We start from the raw sequence: 25,867 nt of genomic DNA, 5'->3' as shown, positions 1-25,867 counted from the left end.
GAATAAAATGAATAGTTGTATTTTAATGGCAACAATTACCAGCCAACCTCAGTTACGTTATACCCCAGAGAATCAAACTCCCTTAGCCGATATGATGGTGGAATTTCCCAGTTTAAAAGAGTCTGATCCCCCATCAAGCCTCAAAGTGGTTGCTTGGGGAGATTTAGGCACTGAAGTTTCTCAAAATTATCAAGCTGGGGAACAGGTAATTTTAGAAGGTCGCCTGAGAATGAACATTATTGAACGTCAAGAAGGGTTTAAGGAAAAACGTGCCGAGTTTACCCTTTCTCGCATTCATCGCGTCGGCGGTGGCGGTAATGTTCCTACTCCTTCCTCCCAAGCCAAGACTGATACTGACACAAGTTCAGAAAATGTGGTGCAGTTTCCCCAGTCACAGCCATCCCAACCAGCAGAAGCTACGTCTCAAGATGATAGTAATTTAGATGATATTCCCTTCTAAAATATTCCCACCAATTTCCCAAAAGAAAATTAGAATAAAGGTTTAAGGAGGGTGCGTTAAAACCGCAAGGTGAATGGCGCATATTGATTGATGAAAAAGTTACCCATTGTTGCTATTATCGGTCGCCCTAATGTGGGAAAATCAACGTTAGTTAACCGTTTAACGGGGAGTCGCAACGCCATTGTTCATGATGAAGCTGGAATCACCCGAGATCGACTGTATGAACCGAGTTTTTGGCGCGATCGCGATTTTTTAGTGGTAGATACAGGGGGCATTGTCTTTGATGATGACAGTGAATTTTTACCTGAAATTCGCCAACAAGCCATGTTAGCCTTATCAGAAGCCGTGGCAGCGATTTTTGTTGTGGATGGACAAACAGGGCCCACCGCTAGTGATGAAGAAATAGCCGAATGGTTACGTCAACAATCAGTCCCTGTTTTCTTAGCCGTTAATAAATGCGAATCTCCTGAACAAGGATTAATTCAAGCTGCCGAATTTTGGGAATTAGGATTAGGAGAACCCTATCCTGTTTCTGGGATTCATGGCAGTGGAACAGGGGATTTATTAGATGCAGTTTACCCTTGTTTTCCCCCTGTGGAAGAGTTACCTGAAGCGGATGAAGAACAAATTAATGTTACGATTATTGGTCGTCCGAATGTGGGAAAATCTAGTTTATTAAATGCCTTAACAGGGGTTAGTCGTTCCATTGTCAGTTCAATTTCAGGAACAACTAGAGATGCCATTGATTTAGAAATAGAACATCAAGGACAAAGATATCGCCTGATTGACACCGCAGGGATTCGGAAAAAGAAAAATATCCGTTATGGGGCAGAATTTTTTAGTATTAATCGTGCTTTTAAAGCGATTCGGCGTTCTGATGTAGTTCTCTTGGTGATTGATGCTTTAGAAAGTATTACTGATCAAGATATGAAACTTGCAGGACGGATAGAAGATGAAGGAAAAGCTGCAATTATTGTGGTGAATAAATGGGATGCCTTAGAAAAAGATTCCCACACGATTTATGAGTATGAGAAAATGTTGCGCGATCGCGTTTATTTTATGCACTGGTCGCCGATTATTTTTGTTAGTGCCTTGACAGGAAAAAGGGTCAAAAGTATCTTTGATTTAATTCAAACAGTTGCCCAAGAACATCGCCGCCGCGTTAGTACCGCCGTGATTAATGAGGTGATTCAAGAAGCCACCGCTTGGTATTCTCCCCCCACCACTCGTCAAGGAAAACAAGGGAGAATTTATTATGGCACTCAAGTGAGTAGTCAACCCCCAACCATTGCCTTATTTGTGAATGATCCCAAGCGATTTAATGATCCCTATCGCCGTTATATTGACCGTCAATTCCGAGAACAGTTAGGCTTTCAAGGAACACCTTTACGTTTAATTTGGCGCGGTAAACGCCCCCGTGAAGTAGAAGAAAATAGCCTCAATCGTGCAACTAGAGTATAATATTAATAAATGGACTTACTGCGATCGCTACCCATTGGCTTATACTTAGAAGAGCCTCAAACCTGGTTACATTATCTTGATCCTCGCATTAAATTAGCTTGGTTAATGGGGTTTTTAATTACCCCAATTCTTGCTAATCCTTTTTGGCGAATTGGCTTAGTAATTGCCTTAATTTTACTAACCTTTATTGCCAGAATTCCTGCACGCGTTTGGCGACAGCAAATGGTTTGGTTAATTGTTATTAGCCTTTTTATTTTCGTTTTAACCTGTATCTTTGATGATGGACTTGCCATTGACCATCAACCACGATTACCCAGTAGCGATCTCGATTTACCTCAACCTACTGACTATCAGTATGTTTTAATTGACCAAGGAGTAACTGTAACGCGACGATCTTTAGAACTAGGTATTCGGGTTAGTACCCTAATTTTTACCCTCATTTATAGTACCAATCTTTATCTTTTAACCACCGCACCAGAAGAAATTACAGCAGGGTTAGAAACCCTAATGAAGCCCTTAAAGCGGCTTGGGATTCCCGTTACAGAAATCATTTTAACTCTCACCCTTTCCTTACGCTTTATTCCCCTTGTTTTAGAGGAAATTCAAAACCTGATGCGTTCTGTGAGTACCCGAGCGATTAATTGGAAAAAATTAGGACTCCGTCGCAGCTTTGGCTTATGGTTAATGCTTGCAGAAAAGCTATTGGAAAACTTATTATTGAGAGCAGAACAAATTGCCGTGGCTATGGAAGTGCGAGGCTTCACCAGCCCCAATGAACACCAAGTACAATGGCATCGTTTAACCCTCCGAGGAAGAGACTGGGTAGCAGTTGGGGCAATTGTCCTCTTTTTAGGCGGACGCTTAGCTTGGGGTAGTGCTTGACTAGGTTTTTGTAAATAAGAATTGACGAGTGATCCTGCGCAGTCGTACAGCGAAACGAACGCGCGAGTTGTAGTGGTAGGATTCTCAGCCCTCCTGCTAAAAACCATGACAACTCAGTAAAATCTGTGTTAAAACATATATCTCTTAGGTTAGAAGTCAGAAAAAACACTTAATTATTATCCTTTTGGCAGAGATAATTAAGGGAGGAAAGCTCATGCGCCGCTTAATATTAACAGGCTTAAGTTCTCTATTTGTAACCTTGGGAGTAACCCCTGTTGCTATTGCAGAAGCCACAACTACCTCCGAACAAGTAACTAATAACCATCAGCAGAATAATGTTCGAGATACAGAAGCCTTTAGCTTAGTCTCTTCTGCCTATAGAGGGGACTTAACGGAAGAAGGGATTCCCGCTTATGCTCAATTTGAACAAGCCTATATTGCAGGAGAAATTGATGCGGAAAGTTTAGTCAATAGCGCGATCGAAGCTGGACATTTATCCTCAGAAGCAATAGAAGATGAAGCCTATCTTGCTGCTGTTACCCTCCATTTAGATAATTTGGCGGGACAAAGTCCTACCCGCTAGTCTCTACATTCTAATCAAAAACTCCCCATAGAGCATTTTTTATCAATGATCCATGATAGCAGTGATCTTCTACCAAGAGTAGAACGAATACTGCTACTAACTTTCTTGATGAAAAACTACTAATTAATCAGCATAACTGTTACAGTTTTTTGTGCTGAAATTTGGGTTTCTCCCACTGGAATTACGGCTAAAGCATTAGTTTGAGCAAGATTAATTAAGTTACCAGAACTGTGGCTTCCTCCAGCTAAATGGAATTGATACTCGCCACCGATCGCGCTTACTTTTCCCCATAAATAAGTTTCTCGTTTGCCATTAGCTTTTAATGCTTGTTGAGTTTTTGCCGTAACAAAAGTGGGTTCAATATTGCTAGTTTGACCTGATAATTTTTTAATCGCTGGGGCAACAAATCGCCAAAAGGTAACTAAAGCAGAAACAGGGTTTCCCGGTAAACCAAAATAGTAACAATTGGGAAAAGTCGCAAAAGTAAGGGGCTTTCCGGGTTTAATGGCAACCGAATTAATTTTAATGGTTCCACCTAATTCTGTTAATATACTCTCAATATAATCATAATCGCCAACAGAAACACCACCTGTCGAAATAACGAGATCAGAAGAAGAAATAGCTTGCGCGATCGCGCTTTTTAAGGCTTCTTTATCATCCCGAATAATTCCTAATGGAATTGCCACCCCTCCTTGTTGTTTTACCAGTTCTTTTAAGGCATATTGATTAGAATCAACTAATTGTCCTCGCTTTAACGTCTCATTGGGCATCACTAACTCATTACCACTGGAAAACATGGTAATCCGAGGACGACAATAAACGGACACTTCTCGACATTGCATTGCCGCTAAAATCGCAATTTCTGGTGCTTTAATGGGAATACTGACAGGTAATAAGCATTGTTTTGCCTGATAAAAACTCCCCTGTTTTCGGACAAATTGCCCACTTTCTGGCGCAGAAAAAACCTTGACTTGATCGCCCTCTCGTTCTGTTTCTTCTTGCATAATAATCGTATCTGCACCAAGGGGAAGCATCCCACCTGTAAAAATTCGGGCTGCTTGTCCTTTATCTAAACGGTGAGAGGGGGCAACTCCTGCAGGGATTTCTTCTATAATGTTTAAGGTAACAGGATGATCGGAGGTCGCTTGAGAGAGATCGCGCGATCGCGCTGCATAACCATCCATTGCTGAATTATCCTCATGGGGATAGTCTAACTCACTGCTCACAGGAGTTGCTAAAATTCTTCCTGCTACAGCATCTAGGGTGACAGTTTCTGTCGCCGTCAGTGGTTGAATGGCATCTAAAATGATTTTTTCGGTGTCTTCAACAGAGAACATAATCGTTAGCAATTCGCAGTTATGCGTTTCAATTTAACAATTTTTCCAAACTTAGCGCGAGGAAGAAACTCAAGAGACATTAGTTGTCAGTCCAGACGATGGAATGGGAAAATAATAAATATGTCTCGGAATCATTAAAAGTAAAATTGACGCATGGTAAAAACAGTTGCAGACGCAATGACCACGGATCCAGCAGTGGTTCAACCCGAAACTCCCCTCAAAGAAGCAATTAAACTACTGGTAGAAAAGAAAATTAGTGGCTTGCCTGTAGTGAATGAGGAAGGAAAGTTAGTAGGAGTTCTATCCGAATCAGATTTAATGTGGCAAGAAACTGGAGTTGATACACCTCCTTATATTATGTTTCTTGATAGTGTAATTTATTTACAAAATCCAGCCCAATATGAGAAAGAACTCCATAAGGCTTTAGGGCAAACCGTGGGGGAAGTGATGAGTGATCGCCCCATTGCTATAACGCGCGATCGACCTCTCAAAGAAGCCGCGCAAGTCATGCACAAGCGAGAAGTGCGTCGTTTACCCGTAGTTGATGATAAAGAAGCGGTGGTCGGAATTATTACTCGCGGTGATATTGTAAAAACAATGGCAGATCAATAAACTCTGTCTGAAACATATATGTCTCTTAACTGAGAAGTAAAAGAAAGCACGGGATTATTGGGGTAGTGGCGAAGCTCATTAATGGTAAACTTTTCCCTGAGCCACATCCCAACTGGCAAGTTAATTCAGTTTGCGATGTCGAATATACTGCTTTTGCCAGCCTACACTAGCTTTAACAAAGGATGTTCTGATAAAGTGTAGGATGCGATTTAATGGCACTGGATATAAGCGCGATGTTGAAGAATGATGAATGGATTAAAGAGAAGGCAAGTCAGGGGATGATTTCGCCCTTTGAATCGCAACAGATTCGGAGGCTAGAGAATGATCTCCCAGTCATTTCCTATGGCTTGAGTAGTTTTGGCTATGACATTCGACTCTCCCCCAATGAGTTTCGGATTTTTCGACACATTCCAGGAACGATTGTTGATCCGAAAAATTTTAATCCCGCTAATTTAGAACCTACGGAATTATGTACAGATGAAACTGGTAGTTATTTTATTTTACCAGCCCATTCTTATGGACTTGGTGTAGCATTAGAAAAGTTAGATATTCCTGATAATGTAACCGTAATTTGTATTGGAAAATCGACTTATGCACGTTGTGGTTTAATCGCAAATATTACCCCTGCAGAAGCAGGTTGGCGTGGTTATTTGACATTAGAAATTTCTAATTCTTCTAGTGCTGATTGCAAGATTTATGCCAATGAAGGAATTGTTCAATTAGTGTTTTTAGAAGGTGATCCTTGTTCAGTCAGTTATGAAAAGCGTAAAGGGAAATATCAAGAACAGCCTGATCGCGTTACTTTAGCTCGTATTTAATAAGGAAAATTAATAGAGATAAAATATGGATAAATTTCGAGTCGAAGTCATCAAAGCAACCCCCAATCCACAGCAAGTAATGTGGTTAGCAATGCATCAAGATTATGCAGAGGACTTAGTATGGGAAAAGCGCGATCGCGCTCCTGATGAAGCCAAAGCAGGGGAAAATGTTATTAAGTATTTATTAGCTGGAGAAAGAGGGCATTATGGGCCCCTAGAACATCCTCAAATTACTTTTAATGTGGGATTTTTTCCTCACTCCATGATGCAACAAATTCGCACTCATAGAGTTGGTGTGAGCTTCGATGTGCAGTGTCTTGCCGGTGATACTGAAGTCACTTTTGTTCAAGCCTCTGGTAGTCTCAGAAAAATCAAAATTTCTGAACTTTACGATTTATGGGCAAATGGAGAAAAAGCCGTTCGAGAACGTAAAATTTGCGGACGAAATAATGAGAAACCAGGTGCTTATCGCCGTGACTGTAAAAAACGCCTTCAAAAAATGCCCCTCCGTGTCTTAAATGAAGAGACAGGAGAATTTGAAACTAGTCATATTAAAGATGTCATCTGTAGTGGGACTCAGCCTGTTTACCGCTTGACATTGGAGGATGGAAAAACCTTAGATTGCACAACTAATCATAAACTGTTAACAACTGAGGGCTGGCAACGAATGGGTGAAGCAGTTGGTTTAGTTTCAGATGGAGAAGTAACTAAAAATCAAAAAGATTGCTGGATTTTATGTAATGGTATTGCTGTTTTAGACAAAAAAATTTCTGATAATAAACAATCTCGAATCAAAGCTCATCCTGTTAAAGTTGCGAAAGTTGAATATTTAGGCTTACAAACTACCTATGATTTAGAAGTAGCAGAACCTTGGCATAATTTTGTTGCAAATGGGATGGTTGTTCATAATTCCTTCCGATATACAGGAAAGCGTATTCTTGATGTTGTAGATGGGAAAAGAAATGTGGAAGAAGTATTTTATTTACGCCCCGTTGGAGATTATACCAATCGTCAAGGAAAACGCTATTCTTACACAGAAGAACAACGTAATGCTGATTTAGAATGGTGTTTAGAAGCCTGTAAACGTTATCAACAAAGAATTAATGAAGGGTTAGCAGAAGAACACGCTCGCGGTATTATTCCCTTTGATGCGCGACAACATTTTGTGATGAGTTGTAATGCGCGATCGCTGATGCACCTTCTTGATCTACGCTGGAAAAAAGATGCTCAGTTAGAAGCGCAAAAATTCTGTGAACTTCTCTTTCAGCATTTTCAAGAATGGACTCCGCAACTGGCAGCTTGGTATGAAGAAACTCGCGCTAAGAAAGCAAGATTATCTCCTTAGAGTACTGAAAAATTCAGATATACTAGATTTAAAAGTAAACTTCCCCACCCAATTGCTTAGGCAATGTGGATGGACGGGGCGTATAAACATCTGAGGAGACCTCAGATGACAGCCCCTTGGCTTTCAGTAGCCCTAGAAATCCTACAAGATAGAATCTCCGAGCCTCCAGGACGCATTACAATTGATCGCCCCCATTTAGCTATCATCTCAGAAGCATTATCATCTGCATCTCCTTCCCAACCACATTCGGAGTTAGAACACTTAAAACTTTTATTGGTTCTTATTCCAATGTGGTTGCAACAGTGGCAAGTCTGACTGGTATAGGCTGGAGGAATAGAAATTACCTTTACTCCTTCTTTAATTCCTTTATATTCCAAGAACGTTCTTAACTGATAGAAAGCCCAAGAGTTAGACCGTCTTCTTTCAGTCTTGTTTCTGGGTTTCTGGTTAGTTCGTTCACGAATACCAGTTAAGTCTTCAATTGCCACTGCGGAGTTAGTCTCTTTTGCTTCTGAGATAATTGCTTTACTAATGTTGTGGTTTATCCACTTCTGATATCTCTTTTCACGCCCTGATAACCGTTTCAAGACCTCTCGACATCTACGTCTAGATGATCTTGTGCCCTGACGCGCTTTTTTCTGAAGAGATGATCTTACTCTAGAAAACTTATCTCTTTTTTGTTGAACTTCTTTCCCATCCCATCCTTGATTAGTGGATGTCCTAGCTATTTCCCGTCTCCCAAAGTCAACTCCAATAACCTTGTCAGTTTTTTGGGGTTCTGGATAATCAATGGTGATTTGGATATGGCAATACCATTGACCATCTTTATGTTTGCAAATTTGAGCCGAAGTGGGCTTGCGCCCTGTTAGTTTACCCTTATGGTAATTGCTGGCTCTTAAGGCTAGTCTTAACCGCTTACCAAGAGTAGAGACGCTAACTGTCCAATCTTTTTCCCGAAAAGAGAAAGTCCTACCATCACAATCGAAAGAAGTTGGTTTGAACCCTTTAACTTTCCGACCTTTATGTTTGGCAGTCTTTCGGTTAGAGGCGACTCTTGCACAAGCACGAACAATATGGTTAGCCTTTAATCCAAACTTTTCCTTAACATCGTTATAGCAGACAGCCTGAATGGAATTACGATTGGTTAAACGATGGTTTACGTTCTCATTCACCCAAGTACAAGCATTAGCAAAAGCCTGAGCAGTTTCCTCAAGTTGAGAGGCCTGCTCAGGTTCTACATTTAGCTTTACAACCAAGGTTAATGTTTGTTCCATCAGACTAAATTTTCACCATAATGAAAATGTTAGCATACAAATGAGTCGCTTGGCATTCCTCCCACAACTAATCCTTCGGATTTAGTTGGGGCATCCTGCCAAGTCTTGGTGAAATAAACAGAGGGCGAGTTGATGAGTGTTAAAATCAGAATTACTCTCGATGAAAAGCTTGTGAAATTCATTGACCAAAAAGCATCTGATCGGAGTCAGTTTGTTAATAAACTTTTAGCTGAGGAACAAAAGCGAGAGTTTACTAAGCAACTTGCTCGTTCTTATCAGGAGCAAGAAAAAGATTCTACTTTCCAACAAGAAATGCAACTATGGGATTCTACTGTGGGAGATGGCTTAGGATAAGCACAGCACATAATGTAGAAAATGTCAAATCAAATCACCATTACTGTCAAACTGTTTGCCGCCTATCAAGAGGCTTATGGGGTAGAAGAGATTAAACGCCAATTTCCCCCTCAGACTGAAGTGAAAACTGTATTAGAGCAAATTATCCAAGAACAACCGCAACTAGAACAGTGGCGTGAAATAACCAGTTTTGGCATTAACCTTGATTTTGTGGATCCAGACACTATCTTAAAAGATGGGGATGAAGTGGTATTAATTCCCCCTGTTAGCGGCGGATAAAAAATTTCCCTAGCTTCTTATGGCTAGGGATAATTAATGAGACATATTACGGGTTATTGCAAAAAAGTTTAGTTACCAGGAATGTTGTAACCTACGCCTAACAATAATCCCCAGTCGGTATTGCCATCAATAAAGCCAACATTTAAGCCAGCATTAGCGGTAAGTTCACGGGAAATGGGCATATCCACTCCTGCTGTAATTAAGCCACCGAAGTTATCGTCTGTGGCATCACCAGTAGCGAACAAAGCCCCACCACCAATATAAGGAGTAAGATTTAATTGATCTGCACGACCACCGGGGGAAGGGGTAAAGTCATAAGTAACAGGAATTAAAAATGAGGCATTGCTACCAATAACAGCGCCGGGACGAAATGAAATCTCTGGAGTTAGCTGTAATCTGCTATTAATCGCAAAGTTGGTATTCCCCAAAGCGGTATCACCATCTAGACCAACATTTAACCCAATTCCAATATAATTGGGGCTAAAGGCTTCACGGGCAGGCATTCTTTCGCGTTGTTGGACTTGCGCTAGTTCATCTTCTTCAACTTCTTGAAAGCTAACAGGGGTAACTTCATCTGAGATACTAGCATCTTCAGAAAGGAATGAGGCACTAGTATAACTTTCACCTGGGGTCGGTTGGGCTTCTTCTGCTTGAGCAGGGAAAGTGGTTGCTACAAAAGCAAGAGGAGCAATTAATAGAGTGTAGAAAAGAGATTTAGGGGAAATCATAGGTTTATAAAGCACTTTTTGCGAATAAGTTTGAAATACTTTAGGATATCTTTTGCATCCTTACTCTATTATAGGGATTTTAATGGTTCAAGGAAATAGCTACGTTAACACCGCGACAAGTGTCACATTAAGATTGCTTATGGAAAAAATAGCTTACTTTTTATGCGCTAGCCTTTTAAATGCTCGATACATTTCAGGAAGGCGTTTATAAATGGCACTAGATCGCAAATAAATATGATTAGGAACTGCAGGGGATCCTGATACAATTTCTCCTGCTTTCACATCACGGGTAATTCCAGAATGACCGGTTGCCCTTGCGCCATCTCCGATGGTGACATTATTCGCGATCGCGCTTTGTCCTCCAATCAAGACATTATTTCCCACTTTTACACCCCCTGCAAGCACCACTTGGGCAGCAAAAGCACAATTTTCGCCAACTTGACAACTGTGTCCAATGTGAACCGCATTATCAAATTTAGTATTTCGCCCCACTCGCGTTTCTCCCACTGCTGGGCGATCAATATTGCTATTTGCCCCCACTTCTACCCCATCTTCTAGCACTACACAGCCTGATTGTTGCATTTTGTACCAACCTTGAGGGGTAGGTACAAAGCCAAAACCTTCACCGCCAATCACTGCGCCACTATGAATGACACAATCTTTACCAATTTGACTGCGTTCATGGATTGTAGAATTAGCATGGAGAATCGCGCGATCGCTGATTCTTACCTCAGGATAAATCACCACATTTCCATAAATACAAACCCCACTACTAATTCTTACCTCAGGATAAATCACCACATTAGGCCCGATATAAATATTTTCTTGAAGTACCGCCGAGGGATCAATTACCGCACTCGGATGAATATCAGGAGTGGGTTGGAAGGGGCGATAAAATAAGGCAATTGCTTGAGCAAATAAAAGTCGTGGTTGTGGACTAGCCATCCAAGCAATTCCTCTTGCAGTGGCTTGAGCCTGTAACGTCTCATCTTGAGGTAAAATTAAACCACTAGCTTCGGTTTGATTAATCAAAGTAGCAAACTTTTTTCCCTCAATGTAGGAAAGGGTATTTGCTGTTGCATCTTCGATCGCGCTGACTCCCTTAATTTCTGGGTTTGTTCCTTCATTAGCTGAGATGGGGGTTTTTTGGGTTAATTGATTAACAAGTACACTAAATTTCATGTTTCACTACTCATTCCTTGTCCAGCAAGCCAGCCTGTTGTCCAAGCGTTTTGGAAATTAAAGCCGCCAGTAATACCATCAATATCTAAAATTTCTCCCGCAAAGTAAAGCCCTGATATGTATTTACTTTCCATTGTTTTAAAGTTTACCCCTTTGAGGTCAACGCCACCACAAGTAACAAATTCTTCTTTAAAGACTCCCTTTCCTTCCATTTGAAACTCACCTTGAGTCAACTCTTTTGCTAGGGCTTTCACTTGTTTTTTAGAAATTTCCGCCCAACGTAAAGTGGGAGAAATACCAGCAACAGTAGCTAATTTTTCCCAAAGACGACGAGGAATTGCAAAAGGAGAAAAACTCATCACTTGGCGACGGGGTGTTTCTTGTTTTTGAGCTAATAAATTTTCCTTAACGGTTTCCATATTTTCTGAGGGAAGCCAGTTAATAATCAGTCCTAAATTATACCCATGATCATAGATAACTCTTGCCCCATAAGCTGATAATTTGAGAACGGCTGGCCCACTAATTCCCCAATGAGTAATTAATAATTCGCCTGTTTGTTGATATTTTTCCTTGCCTTTAATATTTAATTGAATTACTACTTCTTTAACGGTAACTCCTGCCAAATTATTTAACCGTTCATCATTAATATGAAAAGTAAACAGAGAAGGAATTGGGGGGATAATTTTATGACCGAATTGAGCTGCCCATTGATAAGCAAGTCGTTGGCTTCCTGTTGCTAACAGAGCGCGATCGCTGTATAAAGTTTCCCCATTTTTTAACTCTACAACAAACTGGTCGTTTTCATAACTAAGCCATTGCACTTTTACCCCAGTTTTTATAATAACTCCCTGATTTTTTGCCTCTGATACTAAACAATTAACAATGGTCTCCGAATTATCAGTAACAGGAAACATTCGTCCATCAGCTTCCGTTTTTAAATCAACCCCTCGATTTTGAAACCAAGCAATCGTATCTTGAGGCTGAAAGCGTGTAAACGCCCCTCGTAATGCTTTTCCACCACGAGGGTAGGCTTGAACTAATAGTGCAGGATCAAAACAGTGATGGGTGACATTACATCTTCCGCCCCCAGAAATTCGCACCTTTCCTAAAGGTTTTCTAGCAGCTTCTAAAAGGATGACTTCTGTTTTTGCGGAGACACTAGCAGAAGTAATCGCCGCAAAAAAGCCAGCTGCACCACCGCCAATTACGATTACACGCTGCATCTTATTTAACCTTTGATAAATAACTCATACAAAGATAAAACAATTTCAATAACAATCAGAATGACAATGTACCATTCAGCGCGTAAACTTGTCCGATGTTGCATTAATTCTAGAACACTTTGTGAAGTGCGATAAATCAAGTCTAACTTGCGCTCTAATGCCATATGACGTTCGCGAATTTCATATTCATCTTCTAGTCGCAAATAAAGGTTTTCTAATTCTGGAAACTCCCATAGTAAATCCGGTTTATCAATAATTTCGACCCGTGCCACCATTTTATATTGGAACAAAAATGTACTACCTAATTCATGTAATAATTCTTCTCCGGGACGAGTTAACCGTTGATTTTTTTGTAGGCTAGCAGTAAACGGTTCTACTTGATCAAATACCGAAGCTAGTTTAGTTTCATAGTGAGCCAAAACAGTAGTTTTAGCTAAAATATCCGCAACAATTTGCAAATGTTCAACACTGTATTGCTTAAGCCATAAAACTCCATTTTTAACCCGTTCACTTTTTTCGGGATTGAGTTTAATTTCAACTTTTTCCATCTCTGGGTTATCAAACGGTTCGCCAACATAAGCGACTAATTCTTTGAGAAACGTTTCTTCCTCCTGTTGATTCAAACCGAATAAAACCACCACTCCATAGTGGAACAAAACTGCCATCCCTGTTTCACTAAGTTTAATCACGGAAGGCAAAGAGGCAATACACTCATAGTGATTTTCAATGGCGCGACAGTCAATTGACTCAGCGACAAAGATGGCTTGAGTTGTAATGGTTTCGGTTTTCTGGCTCGGAAATGCTAAGGTCTGCATATAGTGAGAGACAATTGTCTTAAATCAATAAAAATAGAGTTGTCTCTTCCTATCATACAAATTTCTAGCCAAAGATATTTTTCCTTCAGAGTCCGTTTGACGACTAATCGATTTACAATATATTGAGTATATTGAGAAAATGCTTAGCTACCAGCCTTCACACTCTTCCATAATAAGCAACTATATTGGAGTTAGAAGTCTCTTGAGATTTTAGCCAAGCCCACAGTTGATCACCAAGGGAGAAATGCCACCACTCTTTAGGATGTTGTCGAAAATCAGCGCTGAACATAATATGTCTTAAAAGCTCCCGCCGTTGGTGATAAATTTGTTCAGACTTTCCAGTTGCATCTTGATAAAAGTCAGGGTAAGAACGAGGGGAAATTTCATCAATTGCGCCCCCTAAATTCAGAGTTTCCCCTTTTTCGTTGACAAGAGTAATATCAATGGCAGCTCCTGTACTGTGAGGGGGAGGGGTATTAGGATCATTGCTCGGTTGTGCCCAAAATTGGCTCACTTGTTGCGCGATCGCGCTTTCTGACTGGTTAGGATATTGCTGACAAAGACTCTTAAAAGTATAATCTACCATAAATTGTTGTACTGCGATCGGGCGATAAGCATCAAAAACTTTAATTTGCCAGCCAGGTTGCCACTTTTGCAATTCATTTTGTGCTTGCTGTAAACCCTTTAATACAGATTCTCGCAACACATAAGGAGAAATTCCTTCATAGGGAGCACCTAGCTTTTTATAAGGATGAGGGGTTTCTAAAATAAATGTATCTTGAGGGATAGCAACTAAGGCTTCTCCACAATCTTTAATAGAAATAGCTTGATAAGATTTCATTAGGTTCGTTTTGTCGTTCCCCACAAATGTTCATGGTAAGCTCCAAACTCGGTTTTAAGTGTAGCAAAATAGATAGATTGGGCTAAGTTTGTGTTAATAAAACCACTGCATAGCTAGAAATTGCTTCTTCTCGTCCCACTGCATCCATTTTTTCATTAGTAGTGGCTTTAATGCTTACTTGGTCTAAGTCTAGGTCTAAAGTTTGAGAAACGCGATCGCGCATTGCTTTTAAGTGAGGCTTTAACTTTGGCTGCTCAGCAATAATCACAGAATCAATATTAGCAATTTGCCAACCTTGATCTCGAATTAGAGCCTTTACTTCTTCTAATAACTTGATACTATCAGCATTTGCCCATTTTGGGTCTGAGGGAGGAAAATAATGACCAATATCTCCTAAACTCAGTGCTCCTAACATGGCATCCATAATGGCATGAGTAAGAACATCCGCATCACTGTGTCCCACTAATCCAAGATGATGAGAAATTTTGACCCCTCCAAGAATTAAAGGACGATTTTCTCCGAGCCGATGCAAATCATAACCATTACCAACTCGCATCTTCATACTTTTCTCCTTTTGGAAATTATTAGCTATTACTGATCTCGGTGAAATCCTCTTAGAAACAGCATTATAAGCCTATGCTATCGGGAAGAATTACCCCGTCTAAAGTAACATTTGTCCAATTAGTATCATTTAAGTCTGCTCCTGTTAGATCAGCATGATTTAGATTAGCATTAGTTAGGTTTGCTCGGGCTAAGTTCGCCTGCTTTAAATTAGCTTCTGTCAAATTAACCCGAGTTAAGTTTGCTCTCTCTAACCTAGAAGCAACCATTTTTGCCTTCTCGAGATTTGCTTGTGATAGGTTGGCATCATTTAGAATTACTTGATATAGATTTGCTTCCTTCAAGTTAGTCGCGGTTAAATCAGCCTCCGTCAAGTTAGCTCTTATTAAATTTGCCCCGGTTAAATCAGCCTCCGTCAAGTTAACCCCCGTTAAATTGGCTCCTGTTAAATTTGCCCCTGCTAAATTGGCTTCCTCTAGGTTAGTGTTGACTAAACTAGATCGAGGTAAATTCGCTGCAATTAAATTAACTTCCCTCAAATTTAATCCGTCTAAACAAGTGCCCTCTAAGTCAGTTCGTTCTAAAACTGACTTTTCTAATTTTGTATAATTAGTATCACTATTTTCGTGATCGATAAATACTGCTCCTAATAAACAAGCTCCTGTTAAATCAGCCTCAGTTAAGTCTGCTCCTTGAAAATTAACTTTAATTAAATTGGCATCTATTAATGAAGCAAATACCAAATTTGCATTTTTTAGATTTGCTTTTTCTAAAATAGCCCCATGTAAATCTGCTTTAAAAAAGTTTCCTAAACTAAGATTAGCTTCCCTTAAATTAGCACCACTTAATTGCACTTGCTTACAATAGCTTTCACTTAAATTAGCTTCCCTTAAATTAGTGAAAATTAAAACCGCTTTTTCTAATTTTGATTTTGATAAATTTATCTTACTAAAATCATAACCCGATAAATTAATTTCAACTAAATTTTCGCCACTAAAATTATTTCTTGATTGAGTATAGCTATTGATAATTTCTTCAGCATTCATTTGCTTTTAATTTAATAAGTTTCATATAAAGGCTTTAGAGATAAAATAATGGCGTTTGTAACATTCAAGTTATCTTGAAGATTATTCAATAAAATATTATGATTTGCAGATAATTTTCGTGCAGTTTCTTCTAAGCTTACTTGTAAATTCTCTAAAGTTTTAATTTTTTGTGGTACTTGTAATAGCATTTGATCAAGCTCATAGCTTTTTAAAAATAATTGATCAATTTCTTGAGTTTCAATTTGCGAAGAATAAAGTAAATAATATAAAATAATTTTTGCTCGGAGTGGATTAGTTGATTTCATTAGCCGTTTTCTAATTTGATAAATATTATTATTAAAATCATATTTTTTAATGGGTTTAGTATAGTTTCTTGAATCTTGATTTTTTAAAGTTATTTTAGACGTACTAGCAAGTGATGTAAGTGGCTCTGTATCTGCTTCCTCTTGATAAAGATTAGCTAGTTCGTTAATAATTTTTTGAGCTACTTGAGAATAAATTCCTTGTTTATTTAAGCCTTTAATAATTTTGAGTAAATTGAAGGTGAGACTTTCAAGATTACTATAGTGGCGATAAACTTCTTTAATTAAGTAGTCTAGTGGATAATTGTATAAAATATTTGGATCATTTTCCCAGCACTTTGCATACAGAGCAAATAAAATTTTGTGGATGCGTTGATAATGTTCATCTTGCTCAAATTTATGAACAATGTTCGGGATGGCTACATTAACCCCGGTGGAAGTGATCATCCTTATTTCCTCAGTTGGTAAAGGTGCTAATAAAGTTTGGTCTTGATTAGTTGATCCATCATAAATTTTACTAATTTTTTGGATTAATATGGCTGATATAGGATAATACTTTTCTCGTTTATTTAACCCCTCAACTACTTCTTCAAGTTTATTTCTCACTGCTAAGCGACTAGGGTAGCATTCATAGAGTTCAAGTAGGAGATCTTCTAGTTTTGTGGAAGCAAGAATGGTTCGATTATTTTCCCAATAATTTCTACAAACAGCAAATAATAGCTTTTTCATCATGATTAACTGTTGTTGCTGTTCTAGGGATTGAAACAAGGAAGGGGAAACACGAAGCATGATATTTCTCCTAGGGTAGGGAAACCGAGCTAAACTGATAGCTTAAATAAAAGATTACTAATCAAACGGAAACTAAAAAGCTCAATTGTATCCTTTCTATCACAAGTATGGTTACTTTTGAGTTCAGTACCATTGCTGAAACTAATATTAACATAGCAAGTCATTGACACTCCCCTGCCTAAAGGCGAGGGGATTCTTGGTTCTAACTTATGAACTAAGTTCACAAGGCGACGGGACTTGCTGCGATTGGACTTCTCCAACAACAGTAGCGGTTCCATCTCCCCAAGCGTTTCCCCCTCTTACATCTCCCCCACTGGGGGAGAAAGAGAGGGGGCCGTTCCGATCTGCCCGATCGTACGGAGTCCTTCTCTCAGAATGTTGATCGCCGCGTTGTGGTCACGGTCTAAGCTATGCCCACAAACACAAGCATGAGTTCTAGTTGATAGCGACTTTTTCACAATTCGACCACAACTAGAGCATTTTTGGCTCGTGTATTGAGGTGGAACTGCCACTGTTACCTTCCCAAACTTTTGGGCGAAATACTCTAGCCAGACTCGAAATTGATACCAACCAACATCTGAAATTGATTTAGCAAGATTATGATTTTTAACCAAGTTTCTAACCTGTAAGTCTTCATAGGCGACGACATCGTTAGATGTGATTACGCAACGCGCCAGTCTCTTGGCGTGTTCACTGCGCTGCCTACTTATTCTCAGGTGTTTCTTGGCTAACCTTTGTCTTGCTTTTCTGCGATTAGATGAGCCTTTCTCTTTTTTAGACAGGCGACGTTGACATCGTTTTAATTCCTTTTCTCCTTTACGGAAAAAACGAGGGTTAGGTTCTTTATGACCATTGGAATCCGTATAGAAAGATTCTAGTCCTACATCTAGACCAATGTTTTGATTAGAGGGTTCTATGTTTTCAGTTACGTCAATGTTGATACAAAACTGACAATAATAACCATCTGCTTTTCTAACTAACCGAACTCGCTTAATGTCATCAGGAGAATAGAAATAAATGTCTCGACTGCCAATTAACTTTAATCGTCCGATTCCGTTTTTATCGGTGAACGTAATGTGTTTTTTAGTATTGGGGTCGAGCTTCCATCCCGAGGTTTTATATTCAACAGAACGGTTATTCTTTTGGAATCTTGGATAACCTTGTTTCCCTTTAATACCATTCTGACAATTTTTATAAAACCGATGAATAGCTGACCAAGCCCGTTCTGAGGATGCTTGTCTAGCTTGAGAATTGAGTCGCCCCGCAAAGTCAAATTCCTCCGCCAACTGCTTACACAGTTTGCTTAAGTCGTATTTATTAACACCTTGATGATCCATCCAATAACGCACGCATTTATTACGCACAAATTGGACAGTGCGAATGGCACCGTCAATGGCTTGATATTGGGACGGTTTGGCTTTTACCTTATACTCAAGGACAAACACTACGCTACCTCGTTGGCATAAATTTATTCTAACAGAGATTGATCGCCGGAGCAAAGCGTGAGGATTTGTTCGTTCTCAGGCGATCGAAGCCTTCAACTCACTCGCCTTATATAGTGATTCCAAATAAAAAACAGCAACCTAAAAGTAGTGGGAGCATCTTGCTCCCTAGTAGCAGCCAAGATGGCTGCACTACGGAACTGAATTGGAACGACTATATCCTCTTCTTAAAAGAAAGAGGCTTTACGACCACTTTTGGGTAATAATTAGTAAATTAAGGATTAAAAATAATTAGCTATGAATGCGCCCATCAGGCATGGTTGCTCCCTGTAAGTTTAGTTGACTTAAATCAACGCTACTAAGTTCAGCTCTGAGTAAGTTGGCTTCTCTAACATCAGTATTGAGGAGATTAGCTCGCACTAAGTTAGCTTCAATCAAAATAGCTTGGCTCAAGTTTGCCCCAGACAGGTTACAACGATGTAAGTCAGCCCCATTGAGTCTGGCAAGATGGAGATGAGCTTGTTTTAAGTTTGCTTTCATAAGCTTTGCTTCGCGAAGAATGGCATCTTCTAAGTTGACACTAATCAGAGATGCGCCAACTAAGCGCGATCGTTCTAAAACAGCTTTTTTCAAGTTAGCACCATCTAAAGCAACTTGATCAAGTTGAGCGTCAGTTAAAACTGCCTCTTCAAGATTAGCTTCGGTGAGATTTGCCCCCCGTAAATCTACTCCTCGCAAAATAGCGTTTTTTAGGTTTGCTCCTTGTAATTTGACCTGTCTTAAGTCAGCGTTTCTTAAATTTGCCCCTTGTAAATCAACTTTTTCAAGGTTTGCTCCTTGTAATTTAGCAATTTTACGGTTTTCTTCTCGTAAATTGGCAAATCGTAAACAGGCACCAGTAAGGTTGGCATGACTAAGATCTGCTTCCCTTAAATCAGATTCTGTCAGGTTAGCATCTACTAAATTGGCGTAATTAAAGTTTGCTCCTTTGAGAATAGCTTTTTGTAAACTTGCCCCGTGAAGATCCGCGTTATAAAGAGAAGATTGTTTGAAGGTGGCTTGATTGAGATTGGATCCACTTAGTTTGATGCCAGTTAAATCAGATTCTGCAAAATAGGCTTGATTTAAGTAGGCAAAGGTTAAGATGGCAGCTTGCAACCTACACTGCTCAAAATGAATTCCAATTAAATCTGCTCCCCAGAGGTTTACGCCACTGAGATCAATTGCCGTAAAGTTGTTTTGTCCTTGGGCATACTGAGCAAGTAGTTCTTTCACTTCCATTGAGGAAACCAATCATTGCTGATGTTAGAAAATATGTAATTCAAATCAAAATCAACTGTTTTAACTTCAATTCCTTAGGATACCAACAATTTCCTTAAAAATTATCATTCCTCTCTCTGATGAGAGGAAAACTAGTAGGTGCTAAGTTTGATCCTGTAGAACTTCTGGTAACAGGAGAGGAGGTGCTTCACTCAAAAAACCACTTTGAACAAATGCTGAGTAAATTCCAGTCTCCATTGCGATTAATTCTCGTTTTAATTGTTCATGGGCTACTTTTTGTAAGGAGGGGTTCTTTTGGGTATATTCTTCAATTTCCTTTTCTAATTGCGCTAGTTGCTCTTCTACACAAGCCCGATATTGATTAAATCGGGGATCGGCTTCCCAACGTTGCGTCATTTCTTCTTCGTTGAGGTGAGTTAGGATTTGCTTGAGGGCAACTGCCCGAGCAATTAGCTGTAAGTATTTTTCTTGCAGGCGTTCATCGGATAAGAAGCCTAGTCGCTTTAAGAGCCATTTACTGCTTAATCCTTGTACTAAGAGGTTAAACAAAACTACGCCAAAAACTACTGCTTCTAAGGTTTGGCTTTGCACGAGAACAATGGGAACACTTAAGGCAAGAGCAATTGACACAGATCCTCTCAATCCAGACCACCAAAGGACGGTTTGTTCGGGTAAAGTGATGTTGCAGTATTCAAATTGGTTTCCTAAGTAGCTGGTAACGTAAATCGCGATCGCGCGAGAGGCTAAAACAGTAATAATGGCAATAGTAATGGGGTAAAGATTTTCTCCTAATTGGGCAAAGTTAATTTTGTCACCGATTACTAAAAAGACAATGGAATTAACGAGAAAGGCGACAAAACTTAAAAATTCTGATAGAATTTGCTTTTTATGCGGGTTCATTTCCGAAACCCCAAAAGTCCCGACAATTAAGCCAGTAACGATCACAGCAATTGCCCCAGATCCCCCTAGTTCTTCCGTGGATAAATAAGTCCCATAGGAGGCAACTAGCAACAAAGAACGCCCTAAAAATCGTGAGTCAGAGTGATGTAACAGATAAGAAAAAACTAATCCGACAATTGCTCCCATTACTAAGCCAATCCCAACTAGGGTAATCACATTGACAGATAAGCCAGAAAAGTTAATGTCTCCTGGGTTTAGATCTGTTGGCAAGTCCATTAGGAGGACAAATGCCCCGATCGCGATCGCGACATTAAAAAGATTTTCTGCCTCAGTGAGAGCCACTAATCGCTGTTTTACCCCTAAACGCCCAAATAAAGCCGTAATTGGCGCAGGGGCAGTTGCCGATAAACTGGCTCCCGCTAACAGGGCAATTAAAGGGGAAATCCCTGTTAGAGTGGTCAGGGTAATCGTTACGCCAATAATTGTCAGAAAAACCCCTGTTGCCGCAATAACGAAAATGATGTTAATATCATTTTTTACCACTGACCAATTTAAGTCTAATGCCGTTTTTAAGAGTAAGGGAGGGAGAAAGATAAAGAGAGTAACTTCAGGGGGAACATTAATTAAACGAATATCAATTAAAGCCAAAAATACCCCCACAATTACTAAAAGTAGGGTATAGGGGATATCGCGAAATCGAGGAAAAGAACGAGAGATCGTAGCTACGCCGAGGGAAACAGAAAGAACAAGTAGAAATTGTTTTAAGTGTTCTTGTAAAGGTGCTTCACCGACTACATTTTCGAGTGCCATAGCAATTATGTCAGGATGGGAGAAATAAGAACGGGAGGAAAATAAGGGCTAGTTTGGTTTAAGATTAAATCAACCAATTAACAATTGATAGAAATCACAATCGATATTGCCTAAGCATCTTTCTAACCAGAAAAGATAATAAAGTAATCCAACTCTCTACGGACAGTATAAAGTGAAATCCTTGCACCGTCGCCCCACAGAAGAGAGAAATTAAGATCAAATCTAATGATGTCGATCAGACTTTAATTACTATTAAAACAGATTTTTGCCGTTTTGAAACACTTTTTTTAGATTTAAATGCCACAATCTCCCATCTCTGTTTCTCAATCTCACTCCTTTTCACAGCAACCTGTGTTAGGTTGGCGTGAAGTAGTTACCCTGCCTGAGCTTAACATTCCGAAAATTAAAGCTAAGATTGATACAGGAGCGCGATCGTCTGCTCTTCATGCTTATCACCTTGAATACGACTCTAAACAAGGAGAAAAGTGGGTTTACTTTTGGGTGCATCCTTATCAACGTAATACTGAGATAACCATCGAAGCTGAGGCAAAACTTTTAGAGATGCGAAACGTTCGTAACTCTGGCGGAGTTGCACAATTACGTCCTGTGATTGAAACCGTAGTAAAATTGGGCGAGAGAGAATGGTTAATTGAATTAACCCTAACTAATCGTGATGTAATGGGGTTTCGGATGCTCTTAGGTCGTCAAGCAGTCCGAAGCCTGTTTTTGATCGATCCAGGACACTCTTATCTGCAAAGTCAACCCATAGAAACTTATAGCGACGAATACTGATGAAAATAGCAATTCTATCACAAGATGCGTCTCTTTATTCCACAAAAAGATTAAAAGAAGCGGCAACGGAGCGAGAACATGAGGTGCGAGTAATTAATTACTTGCGCTGTTATATGAATATTACCTCTCATAAACCCACTGTGGTTTATCAAGGAAACCCTTTAGAAGAGTATGACGCTGTAATCCCTAGAATTGGTGCTTCCAGAACTTTTTACGGTACTGCGGTAGTCAGGCAATTTGAATTAATGGGAGTCTTTAGTGCTAATGAATCTCAAGCTATCTCGCGATCGCGCGATAAACTGCGCTGTTTACAAATTCTTGCTCGAGAAGGAATTGGACTGCCAGTAACAGGTTTTGCCCACGCTACTCAAGATATTGATGGGCTAATTGAAACGGTCGGCGGTGCGCCCTTAGTGATTAAACTATTAGAAGGAACTCAAGGCATTGGCGTAGTTCTCGCAGAAACTCATCAAGCCGCTAAATCCGTTATTGAGGCGTTTCGAGGATTAGACGCAAACATCCTCGTGCAAGAGTTTATTAAAGAAGCGAAAGGGGCTGATATCCGTTGCTTTGTCATTGGCGGAAAAGTTGTCGCCTCCATGAAACGACAGGGGGCAGAAGGTGAATTTCGGTCTAATTTACATCGCGGTGGCAAAGCCGAGAAAATTAAACTCACTCCCGAAGAAAGAAGCACAGCCGTTCGTTCTGTAAAAGCCATGGGCTTACGAGTGGCAGGAGTGGATCTGTTGCGCTCAAATCATGGACCTGTGGTCATGGAAATTAATTCTTCCCCTGGATTAGAAGGGATTGAAACAGCCACTGGGGTAGATGTAGCTGGCAAAATTATTGATTTTATTGAAAAAAATGCTGTGCCGAATAAACTCAGCGATCGCATTCGATATTAAAAATAAAGATAATCATTAATAATGATTCAAACTGAAATCGAAATTGTTGGGGAAACAATCGCGCCCGGGGAACGTTGTGAAATAGAAATTCCAGTAGCACGATTAATTACACACACCTTGCTTTCTCTCCCTGTTACTGTTCTCCATGGGATTGAACCCGGACCAAAGTTATGGCTAAGTGCTGCCATTCATGGTGATGAAATTAATGGAGTAGAGATTATTAGGCAAGTTTTAGAACAAGTCAACCCGAAACAATTACGGGGTACGCTCATTGCTGTTCCTGTTGTCAATTTATTTGGATTTTTAGAACAATCCCGCTACTTACCTGATCGTCGTGACTTAAATCGCTGTTTTCCAGGGTCTGCTGAGGGATCGCTGGCTTCACGTTTAGCAGATTTATTTATGCGAGAGATTGTCAACCGTTGCACCCATGGCATTGATCTCCATACTGCCTCTGACCATCGAACCAATTTTCCACAAATTCGAGCCAATCTCCTTGATCAGGAAACTTATGCTTGTGCTAAAGCCTTTGGGGCACCAGTAATGATTCATGCTACTACACGAGATGGTTCTCTCCGACAAGCTGTAGCGAAAAAAGGGATTCCTATTTTACTCTATGAAGGCGGAGAAGCCTTACGTTTTGATGCTGATGCGATTCAGGTAGGCAAACAAGGAATTTTAAGGGTAATGAATCGTTTAGAGATGTTAGCATTTCCCATTACTCCTGCTACTTCTGTAGAAGTGCAAACAACTAAATGGGTTCGGGCTTCTCGAGGAGGGATTTTACGCCTACAAGTGCAGTTAGGAGAATTCGTCACAAAAAAGCAAGTTTTAGGAATCATTGCTAATGCCTTTGGTAACGAGAGAATCACCATCAAGTCTCCTCTCAATGGCATTATTATTGGACACACTCAGAATCCTTTAGTTAATCAAGGAGATGGCATTATTCATATTGCTGCACTTTAGTTTAAGTTTTTTTGATGCTAACTTAGCCTCCGTTTTCAACCTCCCTCAGCAAACGTAACCATCACAATGACAGATAACAAGATACCGGGGGTAAGGAGAACCACTAACATCAACAGTTCATTGGGAGTCATAGGCTATTAAGGGGAATAACATCATCGTCCCCTAAGATAACTCATTTTACCAACGCTCAGAGGTAGAGATTCTTAAAGTAGTCGAAAGAACCGACTCTAGAAGTACGGTTTCACAGATCGAATTGTCAGGGATAAATTGTTAAAGTAGAGGCTAGAAGATGAAATATAAATCCACTAACCTTAGCAGTTCGCTACTACAGGAAATAGAGGTAAAGTAAGGAGGAAACTGATGATCAATCATCATAACAGCCAACAAAATTATAATTCTGAGTTTTTCGAGCAAGGAGGAGAAGGGAAAAATTATCTCTGGCAATATGTGCAGTCTCTTAATCCGGAAGTAGTCGAACAACTTTCTCATCCTCAGTCTCAAGAAGTATTTCAAGTAATGGAGCGCAATATTGTTGGTTTGTTAGGAGGACTCCCCTCGGATCAGTTTAATGTTAGCATCAGTACTACCCGAGAACACTTAGGACGACTTCTCGCCTCAGCAATGATGAGTGGCTATTTCTTGCGGAATGCAGAACAGCGGATGAATTTTGAGCGCTCTTTGCAAGCCGCCGAACATAAGTCTTCCCAAGATTATGGGGAACAATAGAAAATTTATTAAGTTGGAGTCGTCTCTAAGCTCGTTCTTGGTGGGCTTTATTTTTTGAAAATTAACTATGGAATTTTGGGAAAATTCAACGGTCATTCACTCTTTACAGCGATCGTTGCGAGAATGGTATCAAGCTCAAGGACGGGATCTTCCTTGGCGTAGCACCACTAATCCCTATCATATCTGGGTATCAGAAGTGATGCTCCAACAAACGCAGGTTTCCACAGTAATTCCTTATTATTATCGTTGGTTAAATCAATTTCCTGATATTCCTACTCTTGCAGAAAGTTCTTTAGACTTAATATTAAAACTTTGGGAAGGCTTAGGCTACTATGCAAGAGCGCGAAATCTCCATCGGGCAGCTCAACAAGTTGCTAGTGAGTATCAGGGAATTTTTCCTCAAGAACTAGAGAAAGTGCTCACCCTACCAGGAATTGGGCGTACTACTGCAGGAGGAATCCTTAGTGCTGCGTTTAATCAACCTGTTTCAATTTTAGATGGCAATGTAAAACGAGTTTTAGCGCGTTTAGTTAGCTTAGAGCAGCCACCGCAAAAAGCGATTAAACAATTATGGGTAATTTCAGATACGTTACTAGATAAAAAGCATCCTAGAGAGTATAATCAGGGATTAATGGATTTAGGAGCAACTATCTGTACTCCGAGTCAACCTGCCTGTTTACTTTGCCCTTGGAGTGAATTTTGTCAAGCCCTGCAATACAATCTACAAACAAAAATCCCTATGCGTGAACCCTCTTCTCCTCTTCCTCATAAAGAAATTGGCGTGGCTGTAATCTGGAATGATCAAGGGGAAATTTTAATTGATCGTCGTCCCGAAGAAGGTTTGTTAGGAGGATTGTGGGAATTTCCAGGAGGAAAAATTGAAGCAAATGAGACGATCGCGGCTTGTATTCAACGGGAAATTGAGGAAGAGTTAGGGATTAAGATTGAGGTGGGAGAACATTTAATTACAATTAATCATGCTTACACTCATTTTCGGGTCACTCTAAATGTTTATCATTGCCAATATCTGCAGGGAGAACCACAACCGCTAGAGTCTCAGGAATTGCGTTGGGTGAAACCTGAACAGTTATCGGAGTTCCCTTTTCCGAAAGCGAATACTAAAATTATAGAGGTGATTGTAGGTTAAGTTAGG

Annotated in this window: 27 protein-coding genes; 14 read left to right on the top strand and 13 right to left on the bottom strand. The window is 39.9% G+C overall.

Annotated features, from left to right (window positions below):
- Positions 1–7 precede the first annotated feature (7 nt).
- The 4 genes from FRE64_RS00905 to FRE64_RS00890 all read left to right on the top strand — a co-directional run bounded on the left by FRE64_RS00905 (position 8) and on the right by FRE64_RS00890 (position 3,386).
- The gene (locus FRE64_RS00905; protein WP_146294237.1) at positions 8–460 is read left to right on the top strand and encodes a single-stranded DNA-binding protein; all 453 of its coding nucleotides are present in this window, start codon (positions 8–10) and stop codon (positions 458–460) included.
- A 90-nt stretch (positions 461–550) separates the two neighbouring features.
- Entirely contained in the window at positions 551–1,921 is a 1,371-nt protein-coding gene (der, locus tag FRE64_RS00900; protein ID WP_146294236.1) for a ribosome biogenesis GTPase Der, read from the top strand.
- Positions 1,922–1,930: 9 nt separating this feature from the next.
- Entirely contained in the window at positions 1,931–2,803 is an 873-nt protein-coding gene (locus FRE64_RS00895; protein ID WP_146294235.1) for an energy-coupling factor transporter transmembrane component T family protein, read from the top strand.
- Positions 2,804–3,017: 214 nt separating this feature from the next.
- Positions 3,018–3,386, top strand: a complete 369-nt coding sequence (locus tag FRE64_RS00890; RefSeq protein ID WP_146294234.1) for a hypothetical protein — start codon at positions 3,018–3,020, stop codon at positions 3,384–3,386.
- Positions 3,387–3,505: 119 nt separating this feature from the next.
- Here the strand turns inward: FRE64_RS00890 and FRE64_RS00885 are convergent, their stop codons facing one another.
- Positions 3,506–4,723: a molybdopterin molybdotransferase MoeA gene (locus tag FRE64_RS00885; RefSeq protein WP_146294233.1), complete on the bottom strand. Its 1,218-nt coding sequence runs from the start codon at positions 4,721–4,723 to the stop codon at positions 3,506–3,508.
- A gap of 153 nt (positions 4,724–4,876) precedes the next feature.
- Between FRE64_RS00885 and FRE64_RS00880 the strand changes: the two genes are divergently transcribed.
- The 3 genes from FRE64_RS00880 (at position 4,877) to thyX (ending at position 7,498) form a co-directional block, all read left to right on the top strand.
- Positions 4,877–5,335 carry a CBS domain-containing protein gene (locus tag FRE64_RS00880; RefSeq protein WP_146294232.1) on the top strand — a complete coding sequence of 153 codons (459 nt, stop codon included), beginning with the start codon at positions 4,877–4,879 and terminating at the stop codon, positions 5,333–5,335.
- 212 nt (positions 5,336–5,547) lie between these two features.
- On the top strand, positions 5,548–6,153 hold the full coding sequence (gene dcd, locus FRE64_RS00875) for a dCTP deaminase (RefSeq protein WP_246140363.1): 606 nt from the start codon (positions 5,548–5,550) through the stop codon (positions 6,151–6,153).
- Between the two features lie 25 nt (positions 6,154–6,178).
- Positions 6,179–7,498, top strand: a complete 1,320-nt coding sequence (gene thyX, locus FRE64_RS00870; RefSeq protein WP_146294231.1) for an FAD-dependent thymidylate synthase — start codon at positions 6,179–6,181, stop codon at positions 7,496–7,498.
- A gap of 101 nt (positions 7,499–7,599) precedes the next feature.
- On the opposite strand, the gene FRE64_RS00865 is transcribed toward thyX, so the two are convergent.
- A complete protein-coding gene (locus FRE64_RS00865) occupies positions 7,600–8,772 on the bottom strand; it encodes an RNA-guided endonuclease InsQ/TnpB family protein (RefSeq protein ID WP_146294230.1) in 1,173 nt (390 codons plus the stop codon).
- A 132-nt stretch (positions 8,773–8,904) separates the two neighbouring features.
- Between FRE64_RS00865 and mazE the strand changes: the two genes are divergently transcribed.
- Both mazE and FRE64_RS00855 read left to right on the top strand, forming a co-directional pair.
- On the top strand, positions 8,905–9,126 hold the full coding sequence (mazE, locus tag FRE64_RS00860; RefSeq protein WP_146294229.1) for a type II toxin-antitoxin system MazE family antitoxin: 222 nt from the start codon (positions 8,905–8,907) through the stop codon (positions 9,124–9,126).
- A 21-nt stretch (positions 9,127–9,147) separates the two neighbouring features.
- Positions 9,148–9,405, top strand: coding sequence for a MoaD/ThiS family protein (locus FRE64_RS00855; RefSeq protein WP_146294228.1), 258 nt, complete (start codon positions 9,148–9,150; stop codon positions 9,403–9,405).
- Between the two features lie 68 nt (positions 9,406–9,473).
- On the opposite strand, the gene FRE64_RS00850 is transcribed toward FRE64_RS00855, so the two are convergent.
- The 11 genes from FRE64_RS00850 to FRE64_RS00800 all read right to left on the bottom strand — a co-directional run bounded on the left by FRE64_RS00850 (position 9,474) and on the right by FRE64_RS00800 (position 21,325).
- The gene (locus FRE64_RS00850) at positions 9,474–10,133 is read right to left on the bottom strand and encodes a hypothetical protein (protein WP_146294227.1); all 660 of its coding nucleotides are present in this window, start codon (positions 10,131–10,133) and stop codon (positions 9,474–9,476) included.
- Between the two features lie 153 nt (positions 10,134–10,286).
- Complete coding sequence (lpxD, locus tag FRE64_RS00845) at positions 10,287–11,315, bottom strand: UDP-3-O-(3-hydroxymyristoyl)glucosamine N-acyltransferase (protein ID WP_146294226.1); 1,029 nt, start codon at positions 11,313–11,315, stop codon at positions 10,287–10,289.
- Positions 11,312–12,538 carry a BaiN/RdsA family NAD(P)/FAD-dependent oxidoreductase gene (locus FRE64_RS00840; RefSeq protein ID WP_146294225.1) on the bottom strand — a complete coding sequence of 409 codons (1,227 nt, stop codon included), beginning with the start codon at positions 12,536–12,538 and terminating at the stop codon, positions 11,312–11,314. Before FRE64_RS00840 ends, lpxD begins: the two co-directional genes overlap by 4 nt.
- Before the next feature lie 5 nt (positions 12,539–12,543).
- A complete protein-coding gene (locus tag FRE64_RS00835; protein WP_146294224.1) occupies positions 12,544–13,353 on the bottom strand; it encodes an RMD1 family protein in 810 nt (269 codons plus the stop codon).
- 157 nt (positions 13,354–13,510) lie between these two features.
- Entirely contained in the window at positions 13,511–14,194 is a 684-nt protein-coding gene (locus tag FRE64_RS00830) for a M15 family metallopeptidase (protein WP_146294223.1), read from the bottom strand.
- An 82-nt stretch (positions 14,195–14,276) separates the two neighbouring features.
- Positions 14,277–14,756, bottom strand: coding sequence for a 2-C-methyl-D-erythritol 2,4-cyclodiphosphate synthase (ispF, locus tag FRE64_RS00825; protein WP_146294222.1), 480 nt, complete (start codon positions 14,754–14,756; stop codon positions 14,277–14,279).
- Between the two features lie 64 nt (positions 14,757–14,820).
- Positions 14,821–15,801, bottom strand: a complete 981-nt coding sequence (locus FRE64_RS00820; RefSeq protein ID WP_146294221.1) for a pentapeptide repeat-containing protein — start codon at positions 15,799–15,801, stop codon at positions 14,821–14,823.
- 11 nt (positions 15,802–15,812) lie between these two features.
- A complete protein-coding gene (locus tag FRE64_RS00815; RefSeq protein ID WP_146294220.1) occupies positions 15,813–16,892 on the bottom strand; it encodes a hypothetical protein in 1,080 nt (359 codons plus the stop codon).
- 299 nt (positions 16,893–17,191) lie between these two features.
- Positions 17,192–18,337, bottom strand: coding sequence for an RNA-guided endonuclease InsQ/TnpB family protein (locus FRE64_RS00810; RefSeq protein ID WP_146294219.1), 1,146 nt, complete (start codon positions 18,335–18,337; stop codon positions 17,192–17,194).
- A 288-nt stretch (positions 18,338–18,625) separates the two neighbouring features.
- On the bottom strand, positions 18,626–19,615 hold the full coding sequence (locus FRE64_RS00805; RefSeq protein ID WP_146294218.1) for a pentapeptide repeat-containing protein: 990 nt from the start codon (positions 19,613–19,615) through the stop codon (positions 18,626–18,628).
- A 141-nt stretch (positions 19,616–19,756) separates the two neighbouring features.
- Complete coding sequence (locus FRE64_RS00800; protein ID WP_146294217.1) at positions 19,757–21,325, bottom strand: cation:proton antiporter; 1,569 nt, start codon at positions 21,323–21,325, stop codon at positions 19,757–19,759.
- A 297-nt stretch (positions 21,326–21,622) separates the two neighbouring features.
- Between FRE64_RS00800 and FRE64_RS00795 the strand changes: the two genes are divergently transcribed.
- From FRE64_RS00795 to mutY, 5 genes are all read left to right on the top strand, one after another.
- Positions 21,623–22,117 carry an ATP-dependent zinc protease family protein gene (locus FRE64_RS00795; RefSeq protein WP_186708908.1) on the top strand — a complete coding sequence of 165 codons (495 nt, stop codon included), beginning with the start codon at positions 21,623–21,625 and terminating at the stop codon, positions 22,115–22,117.
- Positions 22,117–23,022 (top strand): 30S ribosomal protein S6--L-glutamate ligase, encoded by a 906-nt coding sequence (gene rimK / locus FRE64_RS00790; RefSeq protein WP_146294216.1) that lies wholly within the window; start codon positions 22,117–22,119, stop codon positions 23,020–23,022. The genes FRE64_RS00795 and rimK overlap by 1 nt, the downstream gene beginning before the upstream one ends.
- A gap of 21 nt (positions 23,023–23,043) precedes the next feature.
- Positions 23,044–23,988: a succinylglutamate desuccinylase/aspartoacylase family protein gene (locus FRE64_RS00785; RefSeq protein WP_146294215.1), complete on the top strand. Its 945-nt coding sequence runs from the start codon at positions 23,044–23,046 to the stop codon at positions 23,986–23,988.
- 360 nt (positions 23,989–24,348) lie between these two features.
- Positions 24,349–24,714 (top strand): DUF760 domain-containing protein, encoded by a 366-nt coding sequence (locus tag FRE64_RS00780; RefSeq protein WP_146294214.1) that lies wholly within the window; start codon positions 24,349–24,351, stop codon positions 24,712–24,714.
- A 67-nt stretch (positions 24,715–24,781) separates the two neighbouring features.
- Positions 24,782–25,861, top strand: a complete 1,080-nt coding sequence (gene mutY / locus FRE64_RS00775) for an A/G-specific adenine glycosylase (RefSeq protein WP_146294213.1) — start codon at positions 24,782–24,784, stop codon at positions 25,859–25,861.
- Positions 25,862–25,867: the final 6 nt, after the last annotated feature.

The organism is Euhalothece natronophila Z-M001 (assembly GCF_007904085.1).
Taxonomy (GTDB): Bacteria; Cyanobacteriota; Cyanobacteriia; order Cyanobacteriales; family Rubidibacteraceae; genus Halothece; species Halothece natronophila.
The sequence above is the reverse complement of the archived record's forward strand: the minus strand, read 5'-3'. Positions and strand labels throughout refer to the sequence as shown.

Excerpts from the sequence above, each read along its gene's own strand:
- FRE64_RS00905 (WP_146294237.1), top strand. The coding sequence starts at position 8 with ATGAATAGTTGTATTTTAATGGCAACAATTACCAGCCAACCTCAGTTA.
- der (WP_146294236.1), top strand. The coding sequence starts at position 551 with ATGAAAAAGTTACCCATTGTTGCTATTATCGGTCGCCCTAATGTGGGA.
- FRE64_RS00895 (WP_146294235.1), top strand. The coding sequence starts at position 1,931 with ATGGACTTACTGCGATCGCTACCCATTGGCTTATACTTAGAAGAGCCT.
- FRE64_RS00890 (WP_146294234.1), top strand. The coding sequence starts at position 3,018 with ATGCGCCGCTTAATATTAACAGGCTTAAGTTCTCTATTTGTAACCTTG.
- FRE64_RS00885 (WP_146294233.1), bottom strand. The coding sequence starts at position 4,723 with ATGTTCTCTGTTGAAGACACCGAAAAAATCATTTTAGATGCCATTCAA.
- FRE64_RS00880 (WP_146294232.1), top strand. The coding sequence starts at position 4,877 with ATGGTAAAAACAGTTGCAGACGCAATGACCACGGATCCAGCAGTGGTT.
- dcd (WP_246140363.1), top strand. The coding sequence starts at position 5,548 with ATGGCACTGGATATAAGCGCGATGTTGAAGAATGATGAATGGATTAAA.
- thyX (WP_146294231.1), top strand. The coding sequence starts at position 6,179 with ATGGATAAATTTCGAGTCGAAGTCATCAAAGCAACCCCCAATCCACAG.
- FRE64_RS00865 (WP_146294230.1), bottom strand. The coding sequence starts at position 8,772 with ATGGAACAAACATTAACCTTGGTTGTAAAGCTAAATGTAGAACCTGAG.
- mazE (WP_146294229.1), top strand. The coding sequence starts at position 8,905 with ATGAGTGTTAAAATCAGAATTACTCTCGATGAAAAGCTTGTGAAATTC.
- FRE64_RS00855 (WP_146294228.1), top strand. The coding sequence starts at position 9,148 with ATGTCAAATCAAATCACCATTACTGTCAAACTGTTTGCCGCCTATCAA.
- FRE64_RS00850 (WP_146294227.1), bottom strand. The coding sequence starts at position 10,133 with ATGATTTCCCCTAAATCTCTTTTCTACACTCTATTAATTGCTCCTCTT.
- lpxD (WP_146294226.1), bottom strand. The coding sequence starts at position 11,315 with ATGAAATTTAGTGTACTTGTTAATCAATTAACCCAAAAAACCCCCATC.
- FRE64_RS00840 (WP_146294225.1), bottom strand. The coding sequence starts at position 12,538 with ATGCAGCGTGTAATCGTAATTGGCGGTGGTGCAGCTGGCTTTTTTGCG.
- FRE64_RS00835 (WP_146294224.1), bottom strand. The coding sequence starts at position 13,353 with ATGCAGACCTTAGCATTTCCGAGCCAGAAAACCGAAACCATTACAACT.
- FRE64_RS00830 (WP_146294223.1), bottom strand. The coding sequence starts at position 14,194 with ATGAAATCTTATCAAGCTATTTCTATTAAAGATTGTGGAGAAGCCTTA.
- ispF (WP_146294222.1), bottom strand. The coding sequence starts at position 14,756 with ATGAAGATGCGAGTTGGTAATGGTTATGATTTGCATCGGCTCGGAGAA.
- FRE64_RS00820 (WP_146294221.1), bottom strand. The coding sequence starts at position 15,801 with ATGAATGCTGAAGAAATTATCAATAGCTATACTCAATCAAGAAATAAT.
- FRE64_RS00815 (WP_146294220.1), bottom strand. The coding sequence starts at position 16,892 with ATGCTTCGTGTTTCCCCTTCCTTGTTTCAATCCCTAGAACAGCAACAA.
- FRE64_RS00805 (WP_146294218.1), bottom strand. The coding sequence starts at position 19,615 with ATGGAAGTGAAAGAACTACTTGCTCAGTATGCCCAAGGACAAAACAAC.
- FRE64_RS00800 (WP_146294217.1), bottom strand. The coding sequence starts at position 21,325 with ATGGCACTCGAAAATGTAGTCGGTGAAGCACCTTTACAAGAACACTTA.
- FRE64_RS00795 (WP_186708908.1), top strand. The coding sequence starts at position 21,623 with ATGCCACAATCTCCCATCTCTGTTTCTCAATCTCACTCCTTTTCACAG.
- rimK (WP_146294216.1), top strand. The coding sequence starts at position 22,117 with ATGAAAATAGCAATTCTATCACAAGATGCGTCTCTTTATTCCACAAAA.
- FRE64_RS00785 (WP_146294215.1), top strand. The coding sequence starts at position 23,044 with ATGATTCAAACTGAAATCGAAATTGTTGGGGAAACAATCGCGCCCGGG.
- FRE64_RS00780 (WP_146294214.1), top strand. The coding sequence starts at position 24,349 with ATGATCAATCATCATAACAGCCAACAAAATTATAATTCTGAGTTTTTC.
- mutY (WP_146294213.1), top strand. The coding sequence starts at position 24,782 with ATGGAATTTTGGGAAAATTCAACGGTCATTCACTCTTTACAGCGATCG.